A 22676-nucleotide genomic window follows, 5' to 3' on the forward strand; every position below is an offset into this window, starting at 1 on the left:
TAAAATCTGGTATTATGCAAATCGCTTAAAAGTTGGGCAACCGTTTGCTCTAAAGAGAAATACAAAAGATTTACCAAGTTAAATAGCCATCTGCTTTCATCTACTTGTCTAGTATAGTATTAATTATCTTTATATTCTTTTAAAAATCTGTTATAATTTACATAAATCCGATGTGAAATGAGGTTTAGTTGTGAAAAATTCCTTGATAAAAGAAAAACTTAAAAATCTTGATATACATTATAAACATCCATCCTATGCTCTTGAGTGCAAATTATTGAAAGAAATTAGACAAGGTTATTTGTCAAGTGCCGCACACACCCTCAAAGAAATTAATGCCTTAGAAAAACCAAGCTTGGCTAGAGATTCCATTCGCTCTACAAAGAACTCTCTAATAGGCTCATGCACATTATTTACCCGTGCTGTTATTGAAGCCGGTGTTAATTCAGAAGATGCCTTCGACTTAAGCGATGTCTTTATAAAACATATAGAAAGTTTGGATAAAAAAGACGATCTTATCGCCTTTGAATACGAGATGCTTGAAACCTGTATTAAGCTTATTCAAAATGCTGTTATTTTCAATTATCCATTTCCAATCTCTAAGGTGGCTAAGCATATATATGAAAACGCCACATCTAAGATAACCGTCTCCACTTTGGCGGAACTAACCCATTTATCACCCGACTATCTTTCAAAGCTTTTTTACAAAGAGGTTGGCGTATCCATTACTGATTATATACAAAAGCAAAAAGTGGAGGTTGCAAAAAACTTTTTAGAATTTTCACAAATGAAAGTAACGGATATCGCAACACTTCTTGAATTTTGTAATCCAGGTTACTTTTCTAATGTTTTTAAAAATCATACAGGAATGAGTCCGGCTTTATATCGAAAGTCTACCACCATTGACACTTAAGTCAACTTCTCAAACACGAAAAAAACGCCTAAATGTATAGCGTTTTTTTGTGTTGCTACTTCTATGGTTAAAGGGTCAAAACTAAGTTTCACTAAATTTACATACAATATATAGATTACGTTGATGCATTCATAACTATATATTGTATGCAAAAGTTCAACTATATAGTTTTGACACCTTAACCTTCTATATAAATATTTGCTCTTCTGAAATAATTTTTTCAACATTCATCATAATTTGATTCAAATCCCCTTCATCCAAGTCTAGAATCTTAACCGCATCCGTAAAAAATTCATGGCCTAGGGTATCTATTCCTTCATGAATACCCATCATCATGACCAAGCCGTCGGATATATGTACAATAGATACCAGTTCGATATTCTCCATAGACTGAAAAGGCTTATGGTGAAATTCAATAGCATCCACAAGTTCAGATGCCAGATTCCATTTTTCAACAATACGGGCACCTACTTGACCATGATTAAAACCTAAAATCTCTTCTTCAGCTGCAACATAGGGCATGACTTCGTTACTAATCTTCTTTAAGATCTCTTGGTAAGATTCATGAACGAACTCATCAAGAATAACTTTTCCAACATCTTTTAGTAAACCTGCTGTATATGCAATATCTGGGTTAGGGTATTTGGCTTTTTTGGCAATAGCTCTTGCCATAATCGCTGAAATCTGAGATTGTCGCCAAAGGGCATTTCGTTCATAAGAATAGCCTTTTAGTTCTTTTTCCATTACTTTTCCAACCGTGGAAGCCAATACCAAAGATTGGACTGTATCGAAACCTAAAAGAACAGTCGCATCTGCAACCGTCTTTATCTGACGCCTTCCACTATAAAAAGCAGAATTAGCCATTTTCAACATCTTTGTTGTTAATCCTTGATCTTTCATGACTTCACGTTCTATATCCACCGCAGCGGATTTTGGTTCCTTTAGCAATGCCATGATGTTGATGACCGTCTGAGGAAATGCCGGTATATCATCTACTTTTTCTATTAATTCTTCCAATGTCATTTTTGCCACTTTTTTCACCTCGAAGTCATTCCTTAGTATATAGGTTACAACTATTATACACTATAATCTATCATCTTTAAAACTATTAATGTTTTATTTTAAGGAAAGTTTGTCAATGACAATATTTTCATGTTATAATCATGAGGTCAATTACATTCGATTTAGGAGGATATACCATGGCAAATGTTGAATATATCAATCCTTTCATATCTGCATCTAAAAGGGTTATGAAAGATTTTTGCAATATCGATACAGAGATGGGTAAGCCCTATCTTACAAAAACAGTTTTTGAAGGTGATAAGTTTGTCATCTTAGTTGGTATAACAGGACAACTCACAGGACAAGTTATACTCAGTATGTCCAATGATACGGCTTGTAATATTGCTTCACATATGATGATGGGCATGCCCGTTCCTGAGCTGAATGATATGGCAGCAAGTGCTGTTAGCGAGTTGGCCAACATGATTCTTGGCAACACCGCAACCATTTTTTCAACCCAAGGTATTATCATTGATATTACACCACCATCTATTCTAGTGGGAAAAGACATGACCATTACGGTTAGTGATTCAAAAACCATTTGTGTTCCTTTGACTTACGAAGGCGATCATGCATTAGAATTAAACATTGCTATCAAATCCAAAGAATAATATTCGGACGGTTTACATTTTCTCAAAAATGAAGCCGTCTTTTTTATGTTCGCTACCTTAGAATCTTGATACATTCATAACCATACATTGAATGGGAAAGTTCAACTATATACTTTTGATATCTTAATCCTTTTTTCTATGCAAAATATTATATTTATAGTACAATGAGACTGTCTTGTCTAACTTGCTTAGGCTAAATTCCTCATGTAATGGCCAAAAGTATATTTGATACAGTCGAATCTCACCATTGAGCTACTATAAGGAGGTCTCAAATTGGATATTTTTGTTGCGCGTCAGCCCATATTTAATAAGAATCTTGCCGTGATTGCGTATGAACTCTTATACCGTGATAGTGACCAGAATTTTTTTAATACAAGCATTGCCTCTGATATCGCTACAGCCATACTTCTCATGAACAGCTACTTTCACTTTGGTATTGATCATTTGGTTGGACAGTCGACGGCTTTTATTAATTTTGATGCGCGCTTAATTCATTCGGACATTCCACAACTCTTATCCACAAAAAACGTGGTCATTGAAATATTAGAGGATGTCAAACCGGAACCACACACCCTAGAAAAGTTAGAAAAACTTAGACGAGATGGCTATACCATTGCTATTGATGATTTTGTCTTGGACTATCCATACCGTGAAATCATAAGTCTATCTCAAATCATCAAAGTAGATTTTTTAAATAACTCTAGAGAAGATATTCGAAAAATATGCTACAAATTCAGTAAGCAAGGTAAGTTACTTCTTGCAGAAAAAGTCGAAACCCACGAAGACTTTGAATGGGCCAAGAAGCTAGGTTTTGACTACTTTCAAGGTTATTTTTTTGCGAGACCTCATATGATAAAAAGCAAAGATCTTACTGGAAGTTCTGCCCAGTTTCTTCGTCTTTTTGAAGCGCTACAGGAACCGGAACCGGATTTTAAAAAAATCACCAGTATCATTGAAATAGATGTTTTTCTAACTTATAAACTATTACGCATTGTAAACTCTAGCTTTTCACTGGGTACTCAAATAGCCTCTGTACATCAAGCCCTTTCCATTTTAGGAATCAATGCTTTTAGCAAGTGGCTCTCCTTAGCATCCCTACAAGTTCTGAGTAAGTCACATGCTAGTGAGTTGGTCAAGACCGCAATGATACGGTCTAAGTTTTTAGAACATATGGCTTTTCATGCCACTTCACTGGAAGGTCATGAAGACGAACTGGCGCTTATGGGCATTCTCTCTGTTATCGATGTGCTCTTGCAAGAACCTATGACAGAAGTCGTAAAAAATCTTCCTCTAACGCCGGATGTGAAAAAAACTTTTCTCGGGCAGGAAAACCTCTATCTCTATCCATATCAATTATGCTTAGCATATGAACAAGGGGATTTTTCCAGACTTGAAGCTTATGCTGATATGATAGAATATAATCTCCACCAACTTTCCTCTGACTATGTTGATGCTGTTAAATGGGCTGAAGGACTCTTCCTGTATATGAATGATATTGACAACGAGTTTGTAATAAAATAATTGACAATCTCTTTCATACGTTATAACATCTTGAAGTAAGAATGTCGCTTATTTGCCCACAAGGGCATTGAACTTTTATTAGAAAGGCTATCTCATGTCAAGTAAAAAATATAATTATAGTGAAGAAATTCAAAGAAGGCGTACTTTCGCCATCATCTCCCATCCTGATGCAGGAAAAACAACTTTGACCGAAAAATTCCTACTTTATGGTGGTGCTATCCGTGAGGCTGGCTCCGTAAAATCCAGACGTTCTAACAAACATGCTGTATCTGACTGGATGGAAATCGAAAAACAAAGAGGTATATCCGTTACCTCATCCGTTCTTCAATTTAACTACCAAGACCATTGCATCAACATCTTAGATACACCTGGACATCAGGACTTTAGTGAAGACACTTATCGTACACTTATTGCCGCAGACAGTGCTGTTATGGTTATCGATAGTAATAAGGGTGTTGAGGCGCAAACAAAAAAGCTTTTTCAAGTCTGTAAAATGCGCGGTATTCCCATTTTTACTTTTATTAATAAGATGGACCGACTAGGTCGAGATCCATTTGATTTGATTGATGATTTAGAGGAAGCCTTGGGTATACGCTCTTACCCCGTAGACTGGCCAATCGGTAACGGTAAGGACTTTCGTGGTGTTTACAACCGTTTAGAAAAGCGTATTGAGCTCTTTAATGAAGGTAATCATGGTCAATCCATGGCCAACATCGTCACCGGAGAAGTCACGGATGATGCTTTTAGGCTACTTCTTGGTTCCGACTTACATGATAAACTATTAGAAGATATTGAATTACTGGATATGGCCGGAGATGATTTTGATCTTCATAAAATCTTAAGCGGGGCGTTAACACCGGTTTATTTTGGTAGTGCTTTAACCAATTTTGGTGTTGAGCCTTTTCTTCAAAGTTTTCTTGATATAACACCACCGCCTATGGCCAGAAAGAGTAATATGGGCTATATTGATCCTGAAGATAAAAATTTTACAGGTTTTATCTTTAAGATACAAGCCAACATGGACCCAAACCATCGAGATCGTATCGCATTCCTAAGGATATGTTCCGGTCAATATGAAAAAGGTATGACTGTCAATCATGTAAATATGGGGAAAAAGGTCAAACTGGCTCAGCCTCAACAGTTTATGGCACAAGACAGAGTCATTGTTGAGTCTGCCTACTCAGGCGATATTATTGGTTTACATGATCCGGGTATTTACAACATTGGCGATACGCTAACCTTCGACAATGTTGCCCTTGAATATGAAGGTATTCCCCAATTTGCGCCGGAGTTCTTTATGAAGATCTCAACCATTAATGCCATGAAAAGAAAACAATTCTTAAAGGGCTTAAATCAATTGGCTCAAGAGGGTACGATTCAGGTTTATCGCAGGCCTTTTGCTGGGACTGAGGAATTAATTGTTGGTGTTGTTGGGGTGCTTCAATTTGAAGTGTTAGAATATCGTCTTACCCATGAGTATGGTGTAGAAATCAATACCCAGCGTATGCCTTATCGTTTTATTCGTTGGGTCAATGATGATTTTGATATGAACAAGTTGAATCTGACTATGGATTCTTTAGTAGGACATGATAAAGATGACCGACCCGTCATCTTCTTCCAAAATGAATGGTCTATTAGAATGATTCAAGAGAGAAATAAAGGTTTGGTACTAAGAGAAACGTCACTAGTGACTTTGTAAATCACAGGTATTATCGACTGAGTGTAATGTTAGGTCATAATCGTAGATGTAACACACAGCTTTTCCTTGCCTTACACTTCGTACGGTCAGCGGAAAAGCTGTGTATCACATCTACTCGGTAATAAGTCGTCATTTCGTCAATAAAAAGCACTGCTTAATCATCCTTCTTTTTTACATCCATGTAAAAAGGAAGGACGTTCTACATCCCTGTAGAACTGTGATTAATCAGCGCTTTTTCTTTCCTCATTCGGTTTCGAAAATGTGTCATTTCAATAAGCTTAAATTCACATACTCCATATGATGTGTTAATATAACCAGTAATACCTAAGTAAGCCAACATCGACTATGAAGTTCCAGGAGTGGCGTTAGCTACATAAGCAAGTCTGCATGGATGCAGACCGCCGACTTTTCCTACATGGATGTAGGAACAAGAGGCCGTTGTAGCTAATCCACGGATGGGTTTTCATAGGACCCCTTTAGAAAACTAATTAACTCATTTAATCCTCATCCATAATCTCATCATAAAACTTAGTAAATTCACCCCACGCCGGTGTTCCTACGATCTTCATGGCTGATCTTGGATGCATATTCATCTGACCGGTAATCATATAAGGAACATCATACCCCCATATAATCCCTTGCTCTTTGATTTTTGCTACATCATTCTCAATTACATTCAACATCGGTCTCAAACTGTACTTAGGATTCTTTAGAAAGCCTAATAACAATTCAATCGGACAATTACCGGCACCTCGTCCTAAACTGGATACAGTCGCATCTAAGTAGCTAATACCAAGGGTTAAGGCTTCTATCGTATTAGCAAATGCTAGCTGTTGATTATTATGGGCATGAATACCGATCTTCTTGTTGTATTGCTTTCCCACATCCAAATATTTTTTAGCCAGTAAACGAATCTCTTCAGGATAATAATGACCAAAACTATCCACCAAATATATGATATCCACATTCGATTGTCCCAATAGATGAAGTGCTTCATCCAGTTCTCGTTCATTAACATGAGAAACAGCCATAACATTAATACTGGTTTCATACCCTTTCAGATGAAAATCATTTACCATCTCAATCGCTGAAGGAATTTGATGAATATAGCACGCTGTACGAATTATATCGATGACACTCTCTGATTTTGGTAAGATATCTTCCTTATAGTTGGTTCGACCCACGTCTGCCATCACAGATATTTTAAGCTCTGTATTATTGTCCCCTACAATTCTTCTAAGATCTGCTTCCTTACTGAATTTCCAAGGGCCAAAATCATCTTCATTAAAATACTCTGTTGAAGACTTATAACCAAACTCCATATAATCCACACCCGATTTAACACAAGCTTTATAAACATTCTTCACAAATTCTTCATCAAATCTAAAATCATTCATTAGTCCGCCATCGCGAACGGTACAATCCATGACCTTGATATCTTCTCTATAGGAAAGTAAACTACCAACCTTATTAATTTCTTCTAACATCATCCATTCCTTCTTTCGTTTTTTGACTTTTCACGTTATTGCTTTAAAGTGTAACATTGTTAAAGTGATTCGTCAATCTTTTTTTTATGCATTACCTGTTTAATCATTTATTATACATCAATTCTTCTATAATTTTGGATACTGAATAGAAAGGATGACTTACTTTTTCAGCCTATCCCTTGAATGATATATGCTATTATAATATAATATAGCTGTCCATGTCACTCAATTTTTTATGTTGAAATGAGGTATTTATGAAAAAAAATATAGAAATCTTCACCGTTAAAGGACAAGATACAGCAACCTTAAATTCCGGATGTAGCGCATGTAACAGTGGTTGCGAACCCATATCCCATACAATTACATCGACGATTACAGCTTTTGAAGAAGTCTATGGGGCTCTCGCTGATATTACGCGTTTTGATCTGGAAGAGCATAACATGGAGCAAGTTGCAGATAAGCTTCAAGCCGTCTATATACAATCCGGAGAACAATTAATTATAACAGCATCCAATATTCGATTTATTCTTAGTAAGTTGGCACCTATTGTTGCCATTGATGGCCGACTGGTCGCTAACAATTATGTACCTACTGCTGATGAGTTGAAGTATGCTATTGATCATGGTAAAGGGATTGATGCTTCCATTTGTTCATAGTTAGTATCGGGGATTTTCATGAACAATAATACAAAAAGGGCTAGCTTAAAATTACAAGCAAATCGCAACTGAGTTCCTTTTTGTTTAGAAATCGATTGATTGTAACTATCGGTAATAATCGTAGATATAACACACAGCTTTTCCTCGCCTTACACTTCGTACGGTCATCGGAAAAGCTATGTATCACATCCACTCGGTAATAGATCGTCATTTCGTCAAGAAAAAGCGCTGCTTAATCATCCTTCTTTTTTACATCCATGTAAAAATGAAGGACGTTCTACATCCATGTAGAACTGTGATTAATCAACGCTTTTTCTTTCCTCATTCGGTTTCGAACATGTGTTATTTAATAGGTTAATTCTTTTCTATATGACGTGCTCTAGCAGCTTATAATCCCATATTTTACCAACATCGACCATGAAGTTCCTGGAACTGGCTGTGTGACTTAAGCAAGACAGCAGGAAGCTGTCCGCCGACTTTTGGTGCAGGACGCACCAACCGGAGGCCGTAGTCATACAGACTGTGGAAGGGTTTTCATGGGACCCATTTTATAAAACCTATTTACAAATATCTGTTACTTCGTATACGTTTCAAGAAGCTTCATGATTTCTTTGACTTTTTCATCACCGGAACCGGATTCAAAAGCCTCTTTAACACAATGGTTCATATGTTGCTCTAGTATTAATAGATTGGCTTTTTTCATAAGACCTTGTACCGCCAATATCTGTGTTGATATCTCCACGCAGTAACGATCTTCTTCTAACATATTAATAACACCTGCTATCTGACCTTTTGCAGTCTTCAATAGATTAAGGGCTTTTGTTTGTTCCTCATTCAAAGCACGCACCTCTATCCTTTAACTTCTGTTACTTCATAGCCTGCTGTCTCAACCGCTTGTTCAAATGTTGCATTACTAATATCTTGAATGGTTTTAACCACGGCACGTTTCGCTTCAAGATCCACTTGCACTTCTTTAACGCCTTCAATACCGCTTAGCGCTTTATCTACGCGACCTACACAGTGCATACATGTCATACCTTCTACTGTTAATATTTTTTCATTCATCTCTTGATCCTCCTTGTTTTGTGCCACTACTGTTACTTCTGATTGTATGTTATCTTTTTTTTGATTCTCATTTTGATGTATCATCTGAACATCCTTCTGATTCACAAATGAATCCTCTACTAATTTAGGTTTGAACCCTCTTAGTCTTAATGCGTTCGTCACAACTGAAACGGAACTAAAGCTCATGGCTGCAGCTGCAATCATTGGGTCTAGGAGTATATCAAATCCTTTATACAACACACCCGCTGCTATAGGAATACCTATAATATTATAGATGAAAGCCCAAAATAGATTTTGCTTAATATTCCTAATCGTGGCCTTACTTAATTGAATGGCTGTTACCACATCCATGATTTCGTTCTTCATTAAGACCACATCGGCAGACTCAATGGCCACATCCGTACCGCTACCTATAGCTAAACCAACATCGGCACTTACTAGAGCAACGGCGTCATTGATACCGTCGCCAACCATCATAACCCTTTTTTCATCTGATTTTAGGCTATTGACGATGTCTGACTTTTCACCCGGTAATACTTGGGCATAAATCTTGTCCACACCCAGCTGTTGACCAATAGCTTCAGCTGTGACTTGGTGATCACCGGTCAACATAACCACTTCGATGTTCATAGCCTGCAGCTGTTTAACCGCTCTAATGGCATCTGGCTTAATGGTATCTGCCAAACCAAATACCCCTTGTAGTTTTCCATGGTAAGCAATCAGTATTGGAGTTTTACCGCTTTTCGCATATTGATTGATCAGACCTTCATGACCTACAAAATCAATATGATTATCCTTCATCAACTTCTCATTTCCGATAACCACTTGGACGTCCTCAACAGTTCCTGTGACACCGTGACCCATAACCGCTTCAAAATTCCTTACTTTTTTAAGACTTACACCTTTGGACTCTGCGTATTTGAGTATGGCTTGACTAAGTGGATGTTCGGAATGCTTTTCTACCGAAGCCGCTAGTGTCAATAAGCTTGTCTCATCATCAAGTGCGTTAAGATCTGCCACTTCTATCTTACCATTGGTTAAGGTACCTGTTTTATCAAAAACAACCGTCTGAACCTTATGCATGAGTTCAAGGGCTTCACCACTTTTTATCAAGGTTCCATATTTGGCACCTCTTCCTGTACCCACCATGATGGCAGTTGGTGTTGCCAGTCCTAGGGCACAAGGACAGGAAATAACCAATACCGATATACCAATTCTAAAGGCAAACTCAAACTCATAGCCAAGAAGTAACCATATGGCGAAACTCACTAAACTAATGACAATCACCACCGGTACAAAGAAGCCACTGATTTGATCCGCTAATTTTGCTATCGGCGCTTTCGTACCCTGAGCGTCTTCTACCATCTGAATGATTTTGGCTAAAGCTGTATCATCTCCAACCGCTGTTGCTTTAAAAATAAGGCTACCGGTTTGATTCATAGTACCTGCAATAACCTTATCCTCTTTTCCTTTTTCAATCGGCAGACTCTCACCTGTTAGCATCGACTCATCCACTGTCGAATGTCCTTCTGTAACAATACCATCCACCGGAATCTTTGATCCCGGACGAATGACTAACAAATCATTCACCTTCACTTGGGTGGTCGGTACTGTTTTTTCTATTCCATCTACTAACACAATGGCTTCATCCGGTGTTAGTGCCATAAGTTCTTTAATCGCAGCACTCGTCTTACTTTTAGCTCTAGACTCCAGATACTTACCTAAAGTAATCAATGCAATAATAACCGCTACCGATTCAAAATATAACTCATGACCATAGTGATGTACTAGGTCCATGTCACCGTAGGCATAACCATAGATTAATCTGTAAATAGCAAAAACACCATAAATGAAACCGGCGCTCGTTCCAACCGCTATTAATGAATCCATATTAGGTGCTCTTTTAACTAACGTCTTAAAACCAACTCGATAAAATTCCTCACCAACCAACATGACTGGTATCGTCAGAAGCATCTGAGTAAAAGCCATCATCAATATGTTCTTCTCTCCCGTCAAAAAGGAAGGTACAGCCAGTCCTACCATAGGACCCATAGCCAAGTAGAATACCGGCAATGTGAAAATCATTGAAATTACCAAGCGTCGTTCCATATATTTTAGATGTTTTTCAGCTTTGGAAGATGCATCCTTTTCATCCTTATGTTCTACCTTTTCAGCATCTACCGCCTCATAACCCACCTTAACAACCGCATCCTGGATGGCTTTAGTATCCAGTTGTTGGTCATCATAAGTCACTTGCATCTGCTCTGTTGCATAATTCACGGCTACAGACTGTACACCTTCCATTTTCCCAAGTTGTTTTTCTATGGTCAAAGCACATGCTGTACATGTCATACCGTTAATATCAAACTTTTTTTCATTCATTATTCGATCCTCCTTACAAAATCACAGCCACCCCTTCCTAGGGGGGGGTCTTTCTTATGATTATACTCGTATCTACCCCTTCTGTCAACTGTCTATCACATGGGAGGAATGTGATGCTTAAGTAAAGCTTCGTCAAGGGCATGCCAAGCCAAGACTGCACATTTTACCCTTGCCGGCATATTTTTAATATTTCCTAAAATTGAAGCATCTTCTAGAACTTCAAGGGCTTCATCTTCATCTACTTCATCTTTGATCATGCCCAAGAAAGTCAGAATCTTCGAACGTGCCTCATCTATCGCTCGCCCTTTGATTAAGTCAATCATAATTGAGGCAGAAGCTTCCGAAATCGCACAGCCAACGCCTTCGTATCGAATATCTGTTAGTTTATCTCCTTCCACTTTAATATACACCGTCAAATCATCCCCGCAATTTGGGTTATGTCCTCTTGCAAATTGGTCGGCATCTTCTAATATGCCCTTGTTATGTTTACTTTGATTGTGTTCCATGATAAATTCTGTATATATATCACTAAGATTCATAACCTAACCACTTCCTTACTTTTTTCAAACTTTCTATAAGCCGATTGATGTCTTCTTTTGTATTGTAAACCGCAAAGCTCACACGACAGGTACTGGAAAGACCTATGCGTTTCATCAAAAGTTGAGCACAATGATGTCCAGCTCGAATAGCTATATGATCTTGATTTAAGATGGTGGTCACATCATGGGGATGAACCCCCTCCACGTTAAAGGATATCACCGGCCCTCTGTCCTCAATATTAAGGGGTCCATAAATCTGAATATAATTTAAACAACTGAGTTGATCATAAGCGTATTTTGTCAGTCTCATCTCTTCTTCATATATAAAATCATAGCCAATCTGTTCAATAAAACGAATGGCTTCACCAAAACCAATGACACCTTCAATATTGGGTGTACCTGCTTCAAAACACTGAGGTATAGGTGCAAAGGTGGATGTTTGTTCCTCTACATATTCAATCATATCCCCACCTGTTTGATAGGGTATCATTTTTTCTAATAATTCATATCTACCATACAAAACCCCTACGCCTGTAGGACCAAACATCTTATGAGATGAAAAAACAAGAAAATCTGCGTCTAAGGCTTTCACATCCACCTTTTTATGGGGTACACTCTGAGCAGCGTCTAAAACCACAACGGCACCCACTTCATGAGCCCGTTTAATAATCGAAGCAATGGGCTGAAGAGTGCCAAAGGCATTAGATATCATCGTTACCGATACAATCTTTGTTTTTTCTGTAATGACTGTATGAATCCCGCTCTCCATGATTTTGCCTTCGATGTCCACCGGCAAATATTTCAATACAGCATTTTTACTTTTCACCAGTTGTTGCCAAGGCAAGATGTTACTATGGTGTTCTGCTATAGATAAGACGACTTCATCGCCCTCTGATAACATAGGCGTACCATAGCTATAAGAGATTAGATTTATGCTCTCTGTTGTGCTCTTTGTGAAGATGATTTCTTCATCTCTTCGTGCCGATATTAGGTATTTGACTTGCTGCCTAACCTGGTCATAGGCCATCGTTGCTTTTTGACTGAGATCATAGACGCCTCTGTGAATATTGGCGTGTTCTTGCCTGTTGTATTTGGATATACGGTTAATGACTTGGTCCGGTTTCTGGGATGTAGCCGCACTGTCTAGATAAACCAAAGACCCCTGATGTTTAATTAAGGGAAACTGAGCTTCCACCCACGCTTTAGTAGCAATCATCATCAATCCTCCTTAAGATGACAGTCTTGTGCTGATTTCTTTTTCCAGCATCTCTTGAAGTCCTTCAATGGGTATTTGATCAATTACAGGTGCAAAAGATGCCATGATCATCAGTTGCTTCGCTTCTTTTTCTGTTAATCCACGACTCATCAAATAGAACAGTTTGTTCTCATCCACTTGGCCGGCGCTGGCTGCATGTTCACCTTGAACATCATCCTCTTGACACATAAGCGCCGGGATAGAATCCGACTTAACGGTATCGTTTAATAAAATAACATATTCTTGCTCGGAACCACTGGCTCTTTTAGCACCTTTATTAAAAAATAGATTGCCTCTAAATACCTTATGGGCTTCATGAAGTAAAGCACCTTTGACCAGTATATTACTTTCTGAGCGTCTACCTTCATGATACATATTGTAGCTTAAATCCATTTTGATTTTACCGTCACCTAAATAAATACTCTCTACAATGCCTTCACTGTTATCTTCTTGAAGATAGGTGGAAAAATCAGTTACAGCAAGCGTGCTTCCTAGGTCAATACTATTAAAGGTAACTTTCCCGTCTCTCTTAACAAGTGCTAAACCACTAAAGATATGAGTACTTCTTTTAGAGAAATTCTGTAATTTTATAACTTGAATATCGGCGCCTTCCTCGGCAATGATGTTCAACACGCCGTTATGAAAACCATCCACATTTTCATCCCGGTAATCCAGCACAACCACTACATGACTGTCTTTCATGGCGTGAATCACATGATGGTCTAAGAGCAGTGGGTTATTCTGATCTAAGGACATTTGAATGATAATAGGTTCAGTTATTTCTATGCTTTCATCTACACTTATATAAGTGCCTGTATTACTAAAAGCCTCAGTCAAGGTTCTATGCTTGATACTTGGTCCATAAGATTTCTCTAACAATTCACTGGGGAAAAGTACTTCTTGACTATGTATAGGGACCACATGAAGTCCTTCTTGTCGGTACATCAGGGTTTTTTGATTGTTGTATTTTTGATAGTCCGGCAAAGTTGTTTTTTTGATTTTCAGCCTTTGCCAAATTGGATATATTTCTTTTTCATATCTTTCAAAGCTTCTTCTTCTACTCTCTTGACCTGGTTCCTTTATTTTGCTTTGAATGATGATTTTATCTAATAATGTTTTATTATACATAATGCCTCCTATCCGATACTGCCTTCAAATTCAAGATTGATCAGTTGATTCAACTCTACTGCATATTCCAGTGGTAGCTCTTTGGTTATGGGTTCAACAAAGCCTCTTACGATCATAGCCTTGGCCTCCACTTCACTAATACCACGGGACATAAGATAGAAGATGGCCTCATCACTGATACGCCCTATTTTGGCTTCATGGCCGATATCGATGTCATCGTTGGCAAGCTCAATGATAGGCAAAGTATCTGAAACCGATAAATTGTCTAACATTAAAGACTCGCATGAGACCGAAGATTTACAGTGATGAGCACCTGGTGTCACCCGCATAAGACCTCTATAAAAAGCATGTCCCCCATCTTTTGATATGGATTTAGAATTGATGTTTGAGGTTGTATAGGGTGCTGCATGTATAACCTTTGAACCGGTGTCTAGGTATTGACCTTGTCCTGCAAACGTTATGCCTGTAAATTCACACCTAGCTCTTTCACCTCTTAAGATACTCATTGGATAGAGCATAGAAACCCTTGAACCAAAAGATCCTGAAATCCATTCCATAATACCGTCTTTATCTACAATCGATCTTTTGGTATTTAGATTATACATATTTCTAGACCAATTTTCTATAGTCGAATAACGCAGTTTGGCCCCTTCTTTAACATTTAACTCAACACAACCGGCATGTAGATTCACAACATCATACTTAGGCGCTGAACAACCTTCAATAAAGTGTAAGCTGGCGCCTTTTTCAACTATGATTAAAGTATGCTCAAACTGACCGGCTCCCGGTGCATTCAATCTAAAATAGGACTGAAGAGGAAACTTCACTTCAACGCCTTCCGGTACGTATACAAAAGATCCACCGGACCATACCGCACCATGTAGGGCCGCAAATTTATGATCTTGTGGTCTAACCAACTTCATAAAATAAGCTTTAACGATGTCCTCATGTTCTCTAACTGCCGTTTCCATATCTGTATAAATGACACCTTGCTTTAATAAGTTGTCTTGTATACTATGATAAACCACTTCCGAGTCATATTGAGCCCCTACCCCAGCCAGTGATTCACGTTCCGCTTTGGGTATACCCAATCGATCAAAAGTGTTCTTAATATCTTCCGGCACATCATCCCAAGATGCTTTCATATCTGATTTGGGCCTAACATATGTGACGATGTCATCCATATTCAGTTCACTAAGATCGGCACCCCATGTGGGTACCGGCTTACTGTTAAAGATCTCAAGGGATTTTAGCCTAAAGTCTGTCATCCATTTCGGTTCTTTTTTTTCCCTGGATATATCCCGGATAATCGCTTCAGTAAGCCCTGCTTCAGATTTATAAGCAGCTATATCTGCATTTTTTATGTCATAGACGCCTCGATCAACATCTTCAATTACGGTTCTCTTTCTTTCCATTTTTACCTCCTAGTTGGTATTAACCCCAGCAAAGCCTTCTTCATCGATGGTGGCTGCAAGACCTATGTCACCGGTCTGGATAATCTGACCGTCTTTTAGAATATGAACATAATCCGGTTTAATATAATCCAGCAGCTTCTTATAGTGGGTGATGATAATCATTGCATTGTCTTTATTAGCAAACTGATTGACACCTTCTGCCACCACTCTAATGGCATCCACATCCAGACCTGAGTCCGTCTCATCTAATATGGCCACTTTGGGGTTTAGAACCTTCATCTGGAGTATTTCATTTTTCTTTTTCTCACCACCCGAAAAACCTTGGTTCAGATATCGTTTAGCATAACTTTCATCAATCCCAAGGGTGGCCATCTTTTCTTTTAATAACTTACTAAAAGCGACAATCGATAGTTTTCTTGATTCAACGGCATTCTTAGCTGTTCTTAGAAAGTTTTCCACTGTAATGCCGGGAATGACTTCCGGATACTGAAAGCTTAAAAAGAGGCCTTTTTTAGCCCGCTCATCCACCTTCATTTCCAGTAAATTTTCCCCTTCTAAGAAGGCCTGTCCACCGAGCACCTTGTAATTTGGGTGCCCCATAAGTGTGTAGGCAAGAGTGGATTTACCGGCACCGTTGGGTCCCATAATAATATGAATTTCTCCTGCATGCACTTTCAAGTCCACACCTTTTATGATTTCCTTGTTATCAATTTGGGCTCTTAGCCCTTCTATCTTAAGTAATAATTTTGACATAGTCGTTTCTCCTTTATTTGATAATGATTATTATTTACATATTATAGCACTATAACAACGGTTTTGCACGGGTTATAATGCACAAACAATTTACAAGTTCGAACCCTTAAGCTATACTGTTTTTATAGGACCTTTTCTACAATCGATCTACTATGGAGGTAAGAATGATGCTTAAGCACGTACCTAACATACTCTCGACTCTACGAATCGGCATGGTACCTCTATTTGCTTATGTTTATTTTTCGAATCTGCCAAACGCCCATTATCTGGCTCTTGGCATTTTTGTTTTAGCCGGTGTCACTGATGTTCTTGATGGGTTTTTGGCAAGGCACTATAATTTAATTACCAAGATTGGTACTGTCCTAGATCCACTTGCTGATAAACTAATGCAACTGATGGCCATTACTTGTTTAGCTATTGATGAAGCCATCCCTGTCTGGTTGACACTCATCGTCATTTTCAAGGAGTTAACCATGATCATCACCGGAATCTACATGTACTTTAGAAAAGAGAGCACGGTCATGGCTTCTAATTACTTTGGTAAGGCTGCAACTGTTTTGTTTTCCTTTGCTATTTTTATCACTATACTTTATCCAGGTTCTTTTGTCAGTATTTTACTCATTGGGTCCGCTATATTACTAAAGCTCGTCGCACTCATTTCCTATATTCGACATTATTTTATAAATATAAAACCCAATTTGGGTAATAAGTAATGAGTAGAACAAAAAAGACGGCCACTAAAAAACAGTGACCGTCTTATTATTTTGGGCCAATGATCAATCCGTCATCAAGCGTTTTTCTCCTTCAAGCGCTATGATCGGCTTAATGTTTTGGGTAACTTCAAGAACGCCTAAGTAAGTGCCTTCACTGTTACGTACAGCATAGTAACGAATATAGACAAATTGCTCACCCATTTTTATCCAAAAATCTTCGTGACTTTTTCGACCACTCTTAAGATCTTCAACAATTTGTTCAACGATATGGACACTTGCCGGTGGATGACAATTGCTCACTTCTCTACCGATGATGGTCTTTGCTCTTGGAAATATACGTTCTTCTCCTTGAGAAAAGTACTTTACTAAACCATTGGCATCTACAAAAGTAACATCTAGCGGTAAGGTATTCATAATAGCGTTGATTTCTTCTGGCGTCAGTACACCTGCATCAAACTTTATGAGCTTATTGTCTACATCCGGTGCGCCAAAAGGCTGTTCTAAAGGCTTTGTCTCTTTACCCATATTGGGTTGCCATATTTTTATAGGCGGTTCAATTAAATAGCCAAACTCATCGCTGCCTTCAAGGACTTCTAGCCATTCCTCTTCACTGAAAGTATCAATCACCATTGGAAATAATATGTTTTCTTCTTTGAAGATCATTTCCTTTATCTTATGAACAGTCTCATGTATAGCGTCAATAATATAGTTGATATTCTCGTCGGCTTCTAGTTGTAGAGCTATGCCTTTTAGTTCTTGCCGCACTTCATCATCCACACCCCACATCACTTTAGGTGGTGCTGTTATATCATGCTTTTCCATAATAGGGAATAACAGATTCTCTTTACGGGCATAATGTATATCTATTTGTCTCAGTTGATTTAAGATACTTTGCAGGGCATTCTTATTGGCTTGACTTTGTTCAAACTCATACGCGCCCAGAACAGGCAAAAGTTTTTTATCAATTAAAGCTTCAATAGCCCTATTTTCTTTTATAAACGTGCCTACAGGATGACCCGGAATCTGATGTTCTTCTCTTGGTGCATGTATTTCTTCAATGGATCCCTTAAATACTTCTGCATGGACATCACAAAGACTCTGAATCTCCTCAACTGGCATGCCCTCACGAATAAGTGCTGCTTCAAGTGTACTGATTTCTGTTGGTGATACATGTTCAAAATGCTTTGCAAATTCTGCTTTGACTTCATCTACGGTTTGTCCTTCGTGTAGTCTTTTAATCAGTCCTTTAAGTACCTCTTGCTTCTTTGATTGGTTATCAATAAATTCACTCATTTTGGTTCCTCCTTTTCCTCACCTATGGTATAACCCTGTTCAATAAATCTTTTTTTAATGGTTGTGATGTCCATATTTTTCATTCTGGCACCTTTGGTTATGGTCATCATTTTACCAACTGTATTTAACATTGCCGGTTTCGTTATATCTGTAAAGCCCAAAGACATCATAATTTCTATAATTTTCGAATCTTCTTTACATAATTCATAAATGCTTTTGTTAAAATCAATATTCATACAATCACCTCATTCAATACAGCTATGATTCTCACTTTTCTTTCTATAACCATTTTACATTTATTTCAAATAAAAACTGTGAGCTAGCGCACATTTTTTTTATTGATTAATTGATCTATAGGTCACAACTTAGTTTCGCTAAATCTGTTCTTCAAGGCCGCCATGTTTTCAATGAATACTTTTTTATTGCCAATTATTTTAATCAAACCTTCTTCATCAAGGGCATTCATACTTCTACTTACAGTTTCTCTGGTAACACCAATATAGCTGGCTATACCTTCTCGGCTTAATGGCAATGCTACCATCCTTCCAGTTTCTTTTTCCATCCCAAATTTTTCTGCAAACTCAAGAAGCGCTCCAATAACTCTTATTTCCACTGTTCTCGTTCCCATTTGTTCAATGGTATTCTCAAGACGTTCCAATTTTATCGTCAACTCTTCCATAATCTTAAGGCCTATTTCCGGATGATTTTTTATAAGTTGTCGTATATCTGCTTTTAAGATCATACACACATGCACCGCTTCTAAGGCTACAATACTATAACTTGCTTTAAGATTCGTAAGTAGATTTCTTTCTCCAAAAAAATCGCCATCCGAATAGAGATAGAGAATCTGTTCTTTACCATCTATGCTGTATTTACAGCCTTTGGCCTTCCCTGAATTAATGATGATTAGACGGTCAATCGTCTCTCCTTCTGTTATAATGGCTTCGCCTTTGGCATAGCTTTTTCGGATTATCAAGTCTGTGATCTCATTAATCTCTTCCGTTGACATCGTGCTGAAAATTGGAACACGTTTGGCGCAAAGCTTATGTTGACAGTGTTTACATTGACGGGTGACTTGCATTTAATCACATCCTTCCGTTAATTGCTCTGTTAGCATGATGACAATACACAATCTCACCATAGTCCACCATAAACCTGGATTTTATCTCAATAAAGTGTTCTAAGTCGTTCAAATATTGAAATAGTGTCGCTCTATGCTCGAATTCTGCCCTTGTACTAGGTAATTCAGACGCTTTATAATGATTTTTTAAGGCTTTCAAGACCATTAACAAGTCTTGACCATCATTACACTCATTCAATTCAGTAGCAAGGCGATGGGTAAAGTCACCGATGGGTAAGGCTTCTTTAACTGTTATAAATGTCTCATGGAAAAGCTCGTCCATATGTCTAAGCACACGATACTGTTCTTTTCGCATTTGAAAATACTTGATAAAATAACGATGGTCTTTTAAAATATAGTTATTATGATAGATATAGGCTTTTTTTGTGCCTTCATCCAATTGCTTTTTTAATTCTTTAAGCAACTCTGTTGACACAGATTTTTCCTGACCCATTAATTTTGCTTTGATCTGTTCAAGTATGACCTTAATCCTATCTTCTACCTCCATCTGAAGATTTCTGATTTCATTTTCCAGATTGGGCATATGTATGTTAAGAACCCAAGCAACCATTACACCAATGATGGTTAAGGCCATCTCATTTACTAGTATACCCACCCCTAATGACTGAAGGGTATAGATGTGGGTCACCAAAACAGTATTTACCGTTAAGGCTTCTGAGGCTTTGAGCCATGTCATCAAGGGTACATATAATAGTAAAAAAAGCCCAAATACTAAAAGAGTGTGCCCCAATATGGCAAAGAGTGCCGTTACAATGAGGATTGCCATTAATGAAGTCCAAATACGTTTGAAACCCACATAAAGCGTTTGCTTTCTGGTGTCTAATATGCTCAGCATGGCTATGACCCCTGCTGTTGTACTATACATTAGGCCAATCGCTTCTGCCAGAAAAATAGCGCCAATTACCCCTAAAGCAATTTTAACGGATCTATACATCAACAGTTTCATGAATTTCTCCTCTCATGGGAAAGTTGACAAAATAATTAAGGAGGTCAGTCTATGTGTGGACGTGTAACCTTGGAACTAGATATACAGCTTTTAAGAGATATCTTAAACGATGCCTATGGCGTTAAAAAAATGTCTCTGGACCATTACAAACCCAGATACAACATAGCCCCAAGTCAACCTGTCTTGTCCGTTATCAATGATGGTGCCTCCAACCGGGCCGGTTATTTGAAATGGGTTTTTGTACCTTCCTGGTCAAAAGACAAGAAGATTGGTAACAAATTATTCAATGCCAGAAGTGAGACCTTGTCCCATAAGCCTACATTCAAAGATGCTTTTATTTCTAAGCGGTGTTTGATTCTGGTTTCCAGTTTTTATGAATGGCAAAGTCACAGCGAAGATCGAACCCCCTACAGAATCACCTTAAAAGATAGCCTCCTTATGCCCATGGCTGGGCTCTGGTCTTCTAATAAGACAGCAAACAATACCACTATATTTACCTGCACGATCATAACGACCCAAGCTAATGATATGATTAAGAACATCCACAACCGTATGCCTGTTATTTTAGAACCCAATCAAATCTCTAATTGGTTAAACCCTTCTAATAGGAATGTTTTAGAGCTTACATCCATGCTATCGCCTTATGCCTCACAGCAAATGACCATGTACCCCGTTTCAACTCTTGTCAATAATACCAAGATTGACCATGTAGATTGTATTCGACCTTTATAAGGTGAATTGTCTTTATGATGCACTATTTTCTTGAGTGGCCATCATAACCAACCATTTCATCAATAGTTCTTCTTTGAAGGTTTTTTGCACCAAACTTTGTCTTCTTAATATACTCGGCATGAACTCAATGTCAAAAGTTTTCTGAGGTGCTTTCTCACATTTTCTTAGAATCATACTTAAAAATGTTTCATAATCATAGATTTTTAGACGCTCTATATTGGTTGCTGCAGCCAAATACTCCAAAGCCCCAAGAACAATTTCCCCATAAGTCATGGACAAGTCAAACCCTAGCATCTCACACAACTCCGATACAATAACTTCCAGCATGATTCTTTTAGGATAGCCTGCTTCATAGCCAATGATTTTCCCCATGGATAGAATCTGTTCATCGGACACTTGAAGCAACTTATTAAAGAAAACAGATTCTTCAGGTATGTCCGTCAAATAATATGCACTGCCCTGACATTTACCATATGACTTCATCGTATCTAGATATCCCATTTTTAGATTGTTCCTAGAACGTTCCTTATCAAACTCCAACAACCTACCTACATCCCCTGAAGGCCTGATTCTTCTAATAACCAGCTCTTTGTTCTTAACAGGTTGTACAAGGGCCATTGCATTAAGTTCTACTGCGATAATCTCTTTATAACCCTTTTTCGCCATCATATTGATGGGTAAATTATCAAAAAAGCCACCATCTAGGAATTTCTTTCCATCTAAGACTTGAGGTTTGAAACCGGGTAAAAATGAAGACGCCAACAAATAATCTTTGATTTTTCCTTCTTCTATATCATCCACGTACAGCTCCATAGGCTTCCAATCCGATAGTGAGACCGTCACCAAACCAAAATCAATGTTTGAGCTACGAATACGTCTTTCATCGACCTCTTTTTCAATAAGATCTCTCAAAGGTTCTACATCAAGACCTTTTTGCTTGACTATTTTTTTTACATATTCAAAATACATCTGGATATTTTTAATATCTATGTCACGGTTTATCAACTGTTGGTAAATCTCCGGATCATCTTTAATCACCAAACGTGAATCCACATTGTACCACAATTTGTATGCCTCATCGAACTTATCTTGAACAATCAAGGCACCGTTAATGGCACCTATGGATGTGCCTGTCACGCAACCAATTTTTATTTCCAATTCTCTTAGAGCTTTCCAGACACCAATCTGATAACCGCCTTTTGCACCGCCACCTTCTAAAACCATACCCACCACCATAAACACCTCCTTAAATACTTATTCTCATTATATCATAGTCAACATCCTAGGAAATTAAAAAAAATTGACGTTTTATCTTTTAGGTGTTCATTTTTTATACGTTTAAGCCGATAATATGTATGAAATATGAGA

At 38.0% G+C, this 22676-nt stretch carries 21 protein-coding genes; 7 read left to right on the top strand and 14 right to left on the bottom strand.

The features are described from left to right. Nucleotides 1-190 precede the first annotated feature (190 nt). The gene (locus P0N36_RS04490; protein WP_275841641.1) at nt 191-910 is read left to right on the top strand and encodes a helix-turn-helix domain-containing protein; all 720 of its coding nucleotides are present in this window, start codon (nt 191-193) and stop codon (nt 908-910) included. A gap of 186 nt (nt 911-1096) precedes the next feature. On the opposite strand, the gene P0N36_RS04495 is transcribed toward P0N36_RS04490, so the two are convergent. Further along, on the bottom strand, nt 1097-1933 hold the full coding sequence (locus P0N36_RS04495; protein WP_275841697.1) for an HDOD domain-containing protein: 837 nt from the start codon (nt 1931-1933) through the stop codon (nt 1097-1099). A gap of 176 nt (nt 1934-2109) precedes the next feature. On the opposite strand from P0N36_RS04495, the gene P0N36_RS04500 reads away from it, so the two are divergent. The 3 genes from P0N36_RS04500 (at nt 2110) to P0N36_RS04510 (ending at nt 5803) form a co-directional block, all read left to right on the top strand. Continuing rightward, a complete protein-coding gene (locus P0N36_RS04500) occupies nt 2110-2583 on the top strand; it encodes a chemotaxis protein CheX (RefSeq protein WP_275841642.1) in 474 nt (157 codons plus the stop codon). A 273-nt stretch (nt 2584-2856) separates the two neighbouring features. After that, nucleotides 2857-4104 (top strand): EAL and HDOD domain-containing protein, encoded by a 1248-nt coding sequence (locus P0N36_RS04505; protein WP_275841643.1) that lies wholly within the window; start codon nt 2857-2859, stop codon nt 4102-4104. 94 nt (nt 4105-4198) lie between these two features. Further along, nucleotides 4199-5803: a peptide chain release factor 3 gene (locus P0N36_RS04510; RefSeq protein ID WP_275841644.1), complete on the top strand. Its 1605-nt coding sequence runs from the start codon at nt 4199-4201 to the stop codon at nt 5801-5803. Between the two features lie 497 nt (nt 5804-6300). Here the strand turns inward: P0N36_RS04510 and P0N36_RS04515 are convergent, their stop codons facing one another. After that, nucleotides 6301-7293, bottom strand: a complete 993-nt coding sequence (locus P0N36_RS04515; protein ID WP_275841645.1) for an aldolase catalytic domain-containing protein — start codon at nt 7291-7293, stop codon at nt 6301-6303. Nucleotides 7294-7544: 251 nt separating this feature from the next. Here P0N36_RS04515 and P0N36_RS04520 point away from each other — a divergent pair, with 251 nt between their 5' ends. After that, on the top strand, nt 7545-7946 hold the full coding sequence (locus tag P0N36_RS04520) for a hypothetical protein (RefSeq protein ID WP_275841646.1): 402 nt from the start codon (nt 7545-7547) through the stop codon (nt 7944-7946). Nucleotides 7947-8520: 574 nt separating this feature from the next. Here the strand turns inward: P0N36_RS04520 and P0N36_RS04525 are convergent. From P0N36_RS04525 to sufC, 7 genes are all read right to left on the bottom strand, one after another. Continuing rightward, a complete protein-coding gene (locus tag P0N36_RS04525) occupies nt 8521-8784 on the bottom strand; it encodes a metal-sensing transcriptional repressor (RefSeq protein WP_275841647.1) in 264 nt (87 codons plus the stop codon). Between the two features lie 11 nt (nt 8785-8795). Next, a complete protein-coding gene (locus tag P0N36_RS04530) occupies nt 8796-11393 on the bottom strand; it encodes a heavy metal translocating P-type ATPase (RefSeq protein WP_275841648.1) in 2598 nt (865 codons plus the stop codon). Between the two features lie 95 nt (nt 11394-11488). Next, a complete protein-coding gene (gene sufU, locus P0N36_RS04535) occupies nt 11489-11932 on the bottom strand; it encodes a Fe-S cluster assembly sulfur transfer protein SufU (RefSeq protein ID WP_275841649.1) in 444 nt (147 codons plus the stop codon). Continuing rightward, the gene (locus P0N36_RS04540) at nt 11922-13151 is read right to left on the bottom strand and encodes a cysteine desulfurase (protein WP_330683951.1); all 1230 of its coding nucleotides are present in this window, start codon (nt 13149-13151) and stop codon (nt 11922-11924) included. The genes sufU and P0N36_RS04540 overlap by 11 nt, the downstream gene beginning before the upstream one ends. Before the next feature lie 9 nt (nt 13152-13160). Then, complete coding sequence (gene sufD, locus P0N36_RS04545) at nt 13161-14315, bottom strand: Fe-S cluster assembly protein SufD (RefSeq protein WP_275841650.1); 1155 nt, start codon at nt 14313-14315, stop codon at nt 13161-13163. Between the two features lie 8 nt (nt 14316-14323). Then, a complete protein-coding gene (gene sufB / locus P0N36_RS04550) occupies nt 14324-15730 on the bottom strand; it encodes a Fe-S cluster assembly protein SufB (protein WP_275841651.1) in 1407 nt (468 codons plus the stop codon). Between the two features lie 9 nt (nt 15731-15739). Next, a complete protein-coding gene (gene sufC, locus P0N36_RS04555) occupies nt 15740-16483 on the bottom strand; it encodes a Fe-S cluster assembly ATPase SufC (protein WP_275841652.1) in 744 nt (247 codons plus the stop codon). A gap of 164 nt (nt 16484-16647) precedes the next feature. Between sufC and P0N36_RS04560 the strand changes: the two genes are divergently transcribed. After that, nucleotides 16648-17196, top strand: coding sequence for a CDP-alcohol phosphatidyltransferase family protein (locus tag P0N36_RS04560; protein WP_275841653.1), 549 nt, complete (start codon nt 16648-16650; stop codon nt 17194-17196). Nucleotides 17197-17259: 63 nt separating this feature from the next. Here P0N36_RS04560 and P0N36_RS04565 read toward each other — a convergent pair whose 3' ends face one another. The 4 genes from P0N36_RS04565 to P0N36_RS04580 all read right to left on the bottom strand — a co-directional run bounded on the left by P0N36_RS04565 (nt 17260) and on the right by P0N36_RS04580 (nt 20576). Further along, complete coding sequence (locus tag P0N36_RS04565) at nt 17260-18489, bottom strand: DUF438 domain-containing protein (RefSeq protein WP_275841654.1); 1230 nt, start codon at nt 18487-18489, stop codon at nt 17260-17262. Continuing rightward, the gene (locus P0N36_RS04570; RefSeq protein WP_275841655.1) at nt 18486-18725 is read right to left on the bottom strand and encodes a DUF1858 domain-containing protein; all 240 of its coding nucleotides are present in this window, start codon (nt 18723-18725) and stop codon (nt 18486-18488) included. Before P0N36_RS04570 ends, P0N36_RS04565 begins: the two co-directional genes overlap by 4 nt. Nucleotides 18726-18847: 122 nt before the next feature. Then, on the bottom strand, nt 18848-19570 hold the full coding sequence (locus P0N36_RS04575) for a Crp/Fnr family transcriptional regulator (protein WP_275841656.1): 723 nt from the start codon (nt 19568-19570) through the stop codon (nt 18848-18850). A gap of 4 nt (nt 19571-19574) precedes the next feature. Continuing rightward, nucleotides 19575-20576: an aromatic acid exporter family protein gene (locus tag P0N36_RS04580; RefSeq protein ID WP_275841657.1), complete on the bottom strand. Its 1002-nt coding sequence runs from the start codon at nt 20574-20576 to the stop codon at nt 19575-19577. Between the two features lie 51 nt (nt 20577-20627). On the opposite strand from P0N36_RS04580, the gene P0N36_RS04585 reads away from it, so the two are divergent. Further along, nucleotides 20628-21308, top strand: a complete 681-nt coding sequence (locus P0N36_RS04585; RefSeq protein WP_275841658.1) for an SOS response-associated peptidase — start codon at nt 20628-20630, stop codon at nt 21306-21308. 12 nt (nt 21309-21320) lie between these two features. Here P0N36_RS04585 and P0N36_RS04590 read toward each other — a convergent pair whose 3' ends face one another. Continuing rightward, complete coding sequence (locus tag P0N36_RS04590; protein ID WP_275841659.1) at nt 21321-22544, bottom strand: patatin-like phospholipase family protein; 1224 nt, start codon at nt 22542-22544, stop codon at nt 21321-21323. Nucleotides 22545-22676 lie beyond the last annotated feature (132 nt).

Source organism: Petrocella sp. FN5 (assembly GCF_029210395.1).
Classification (GTDB): Bacteria; Bacillota; Clostridia; order Lachnospirales; family Vallitaleaceae; genus Petrocella.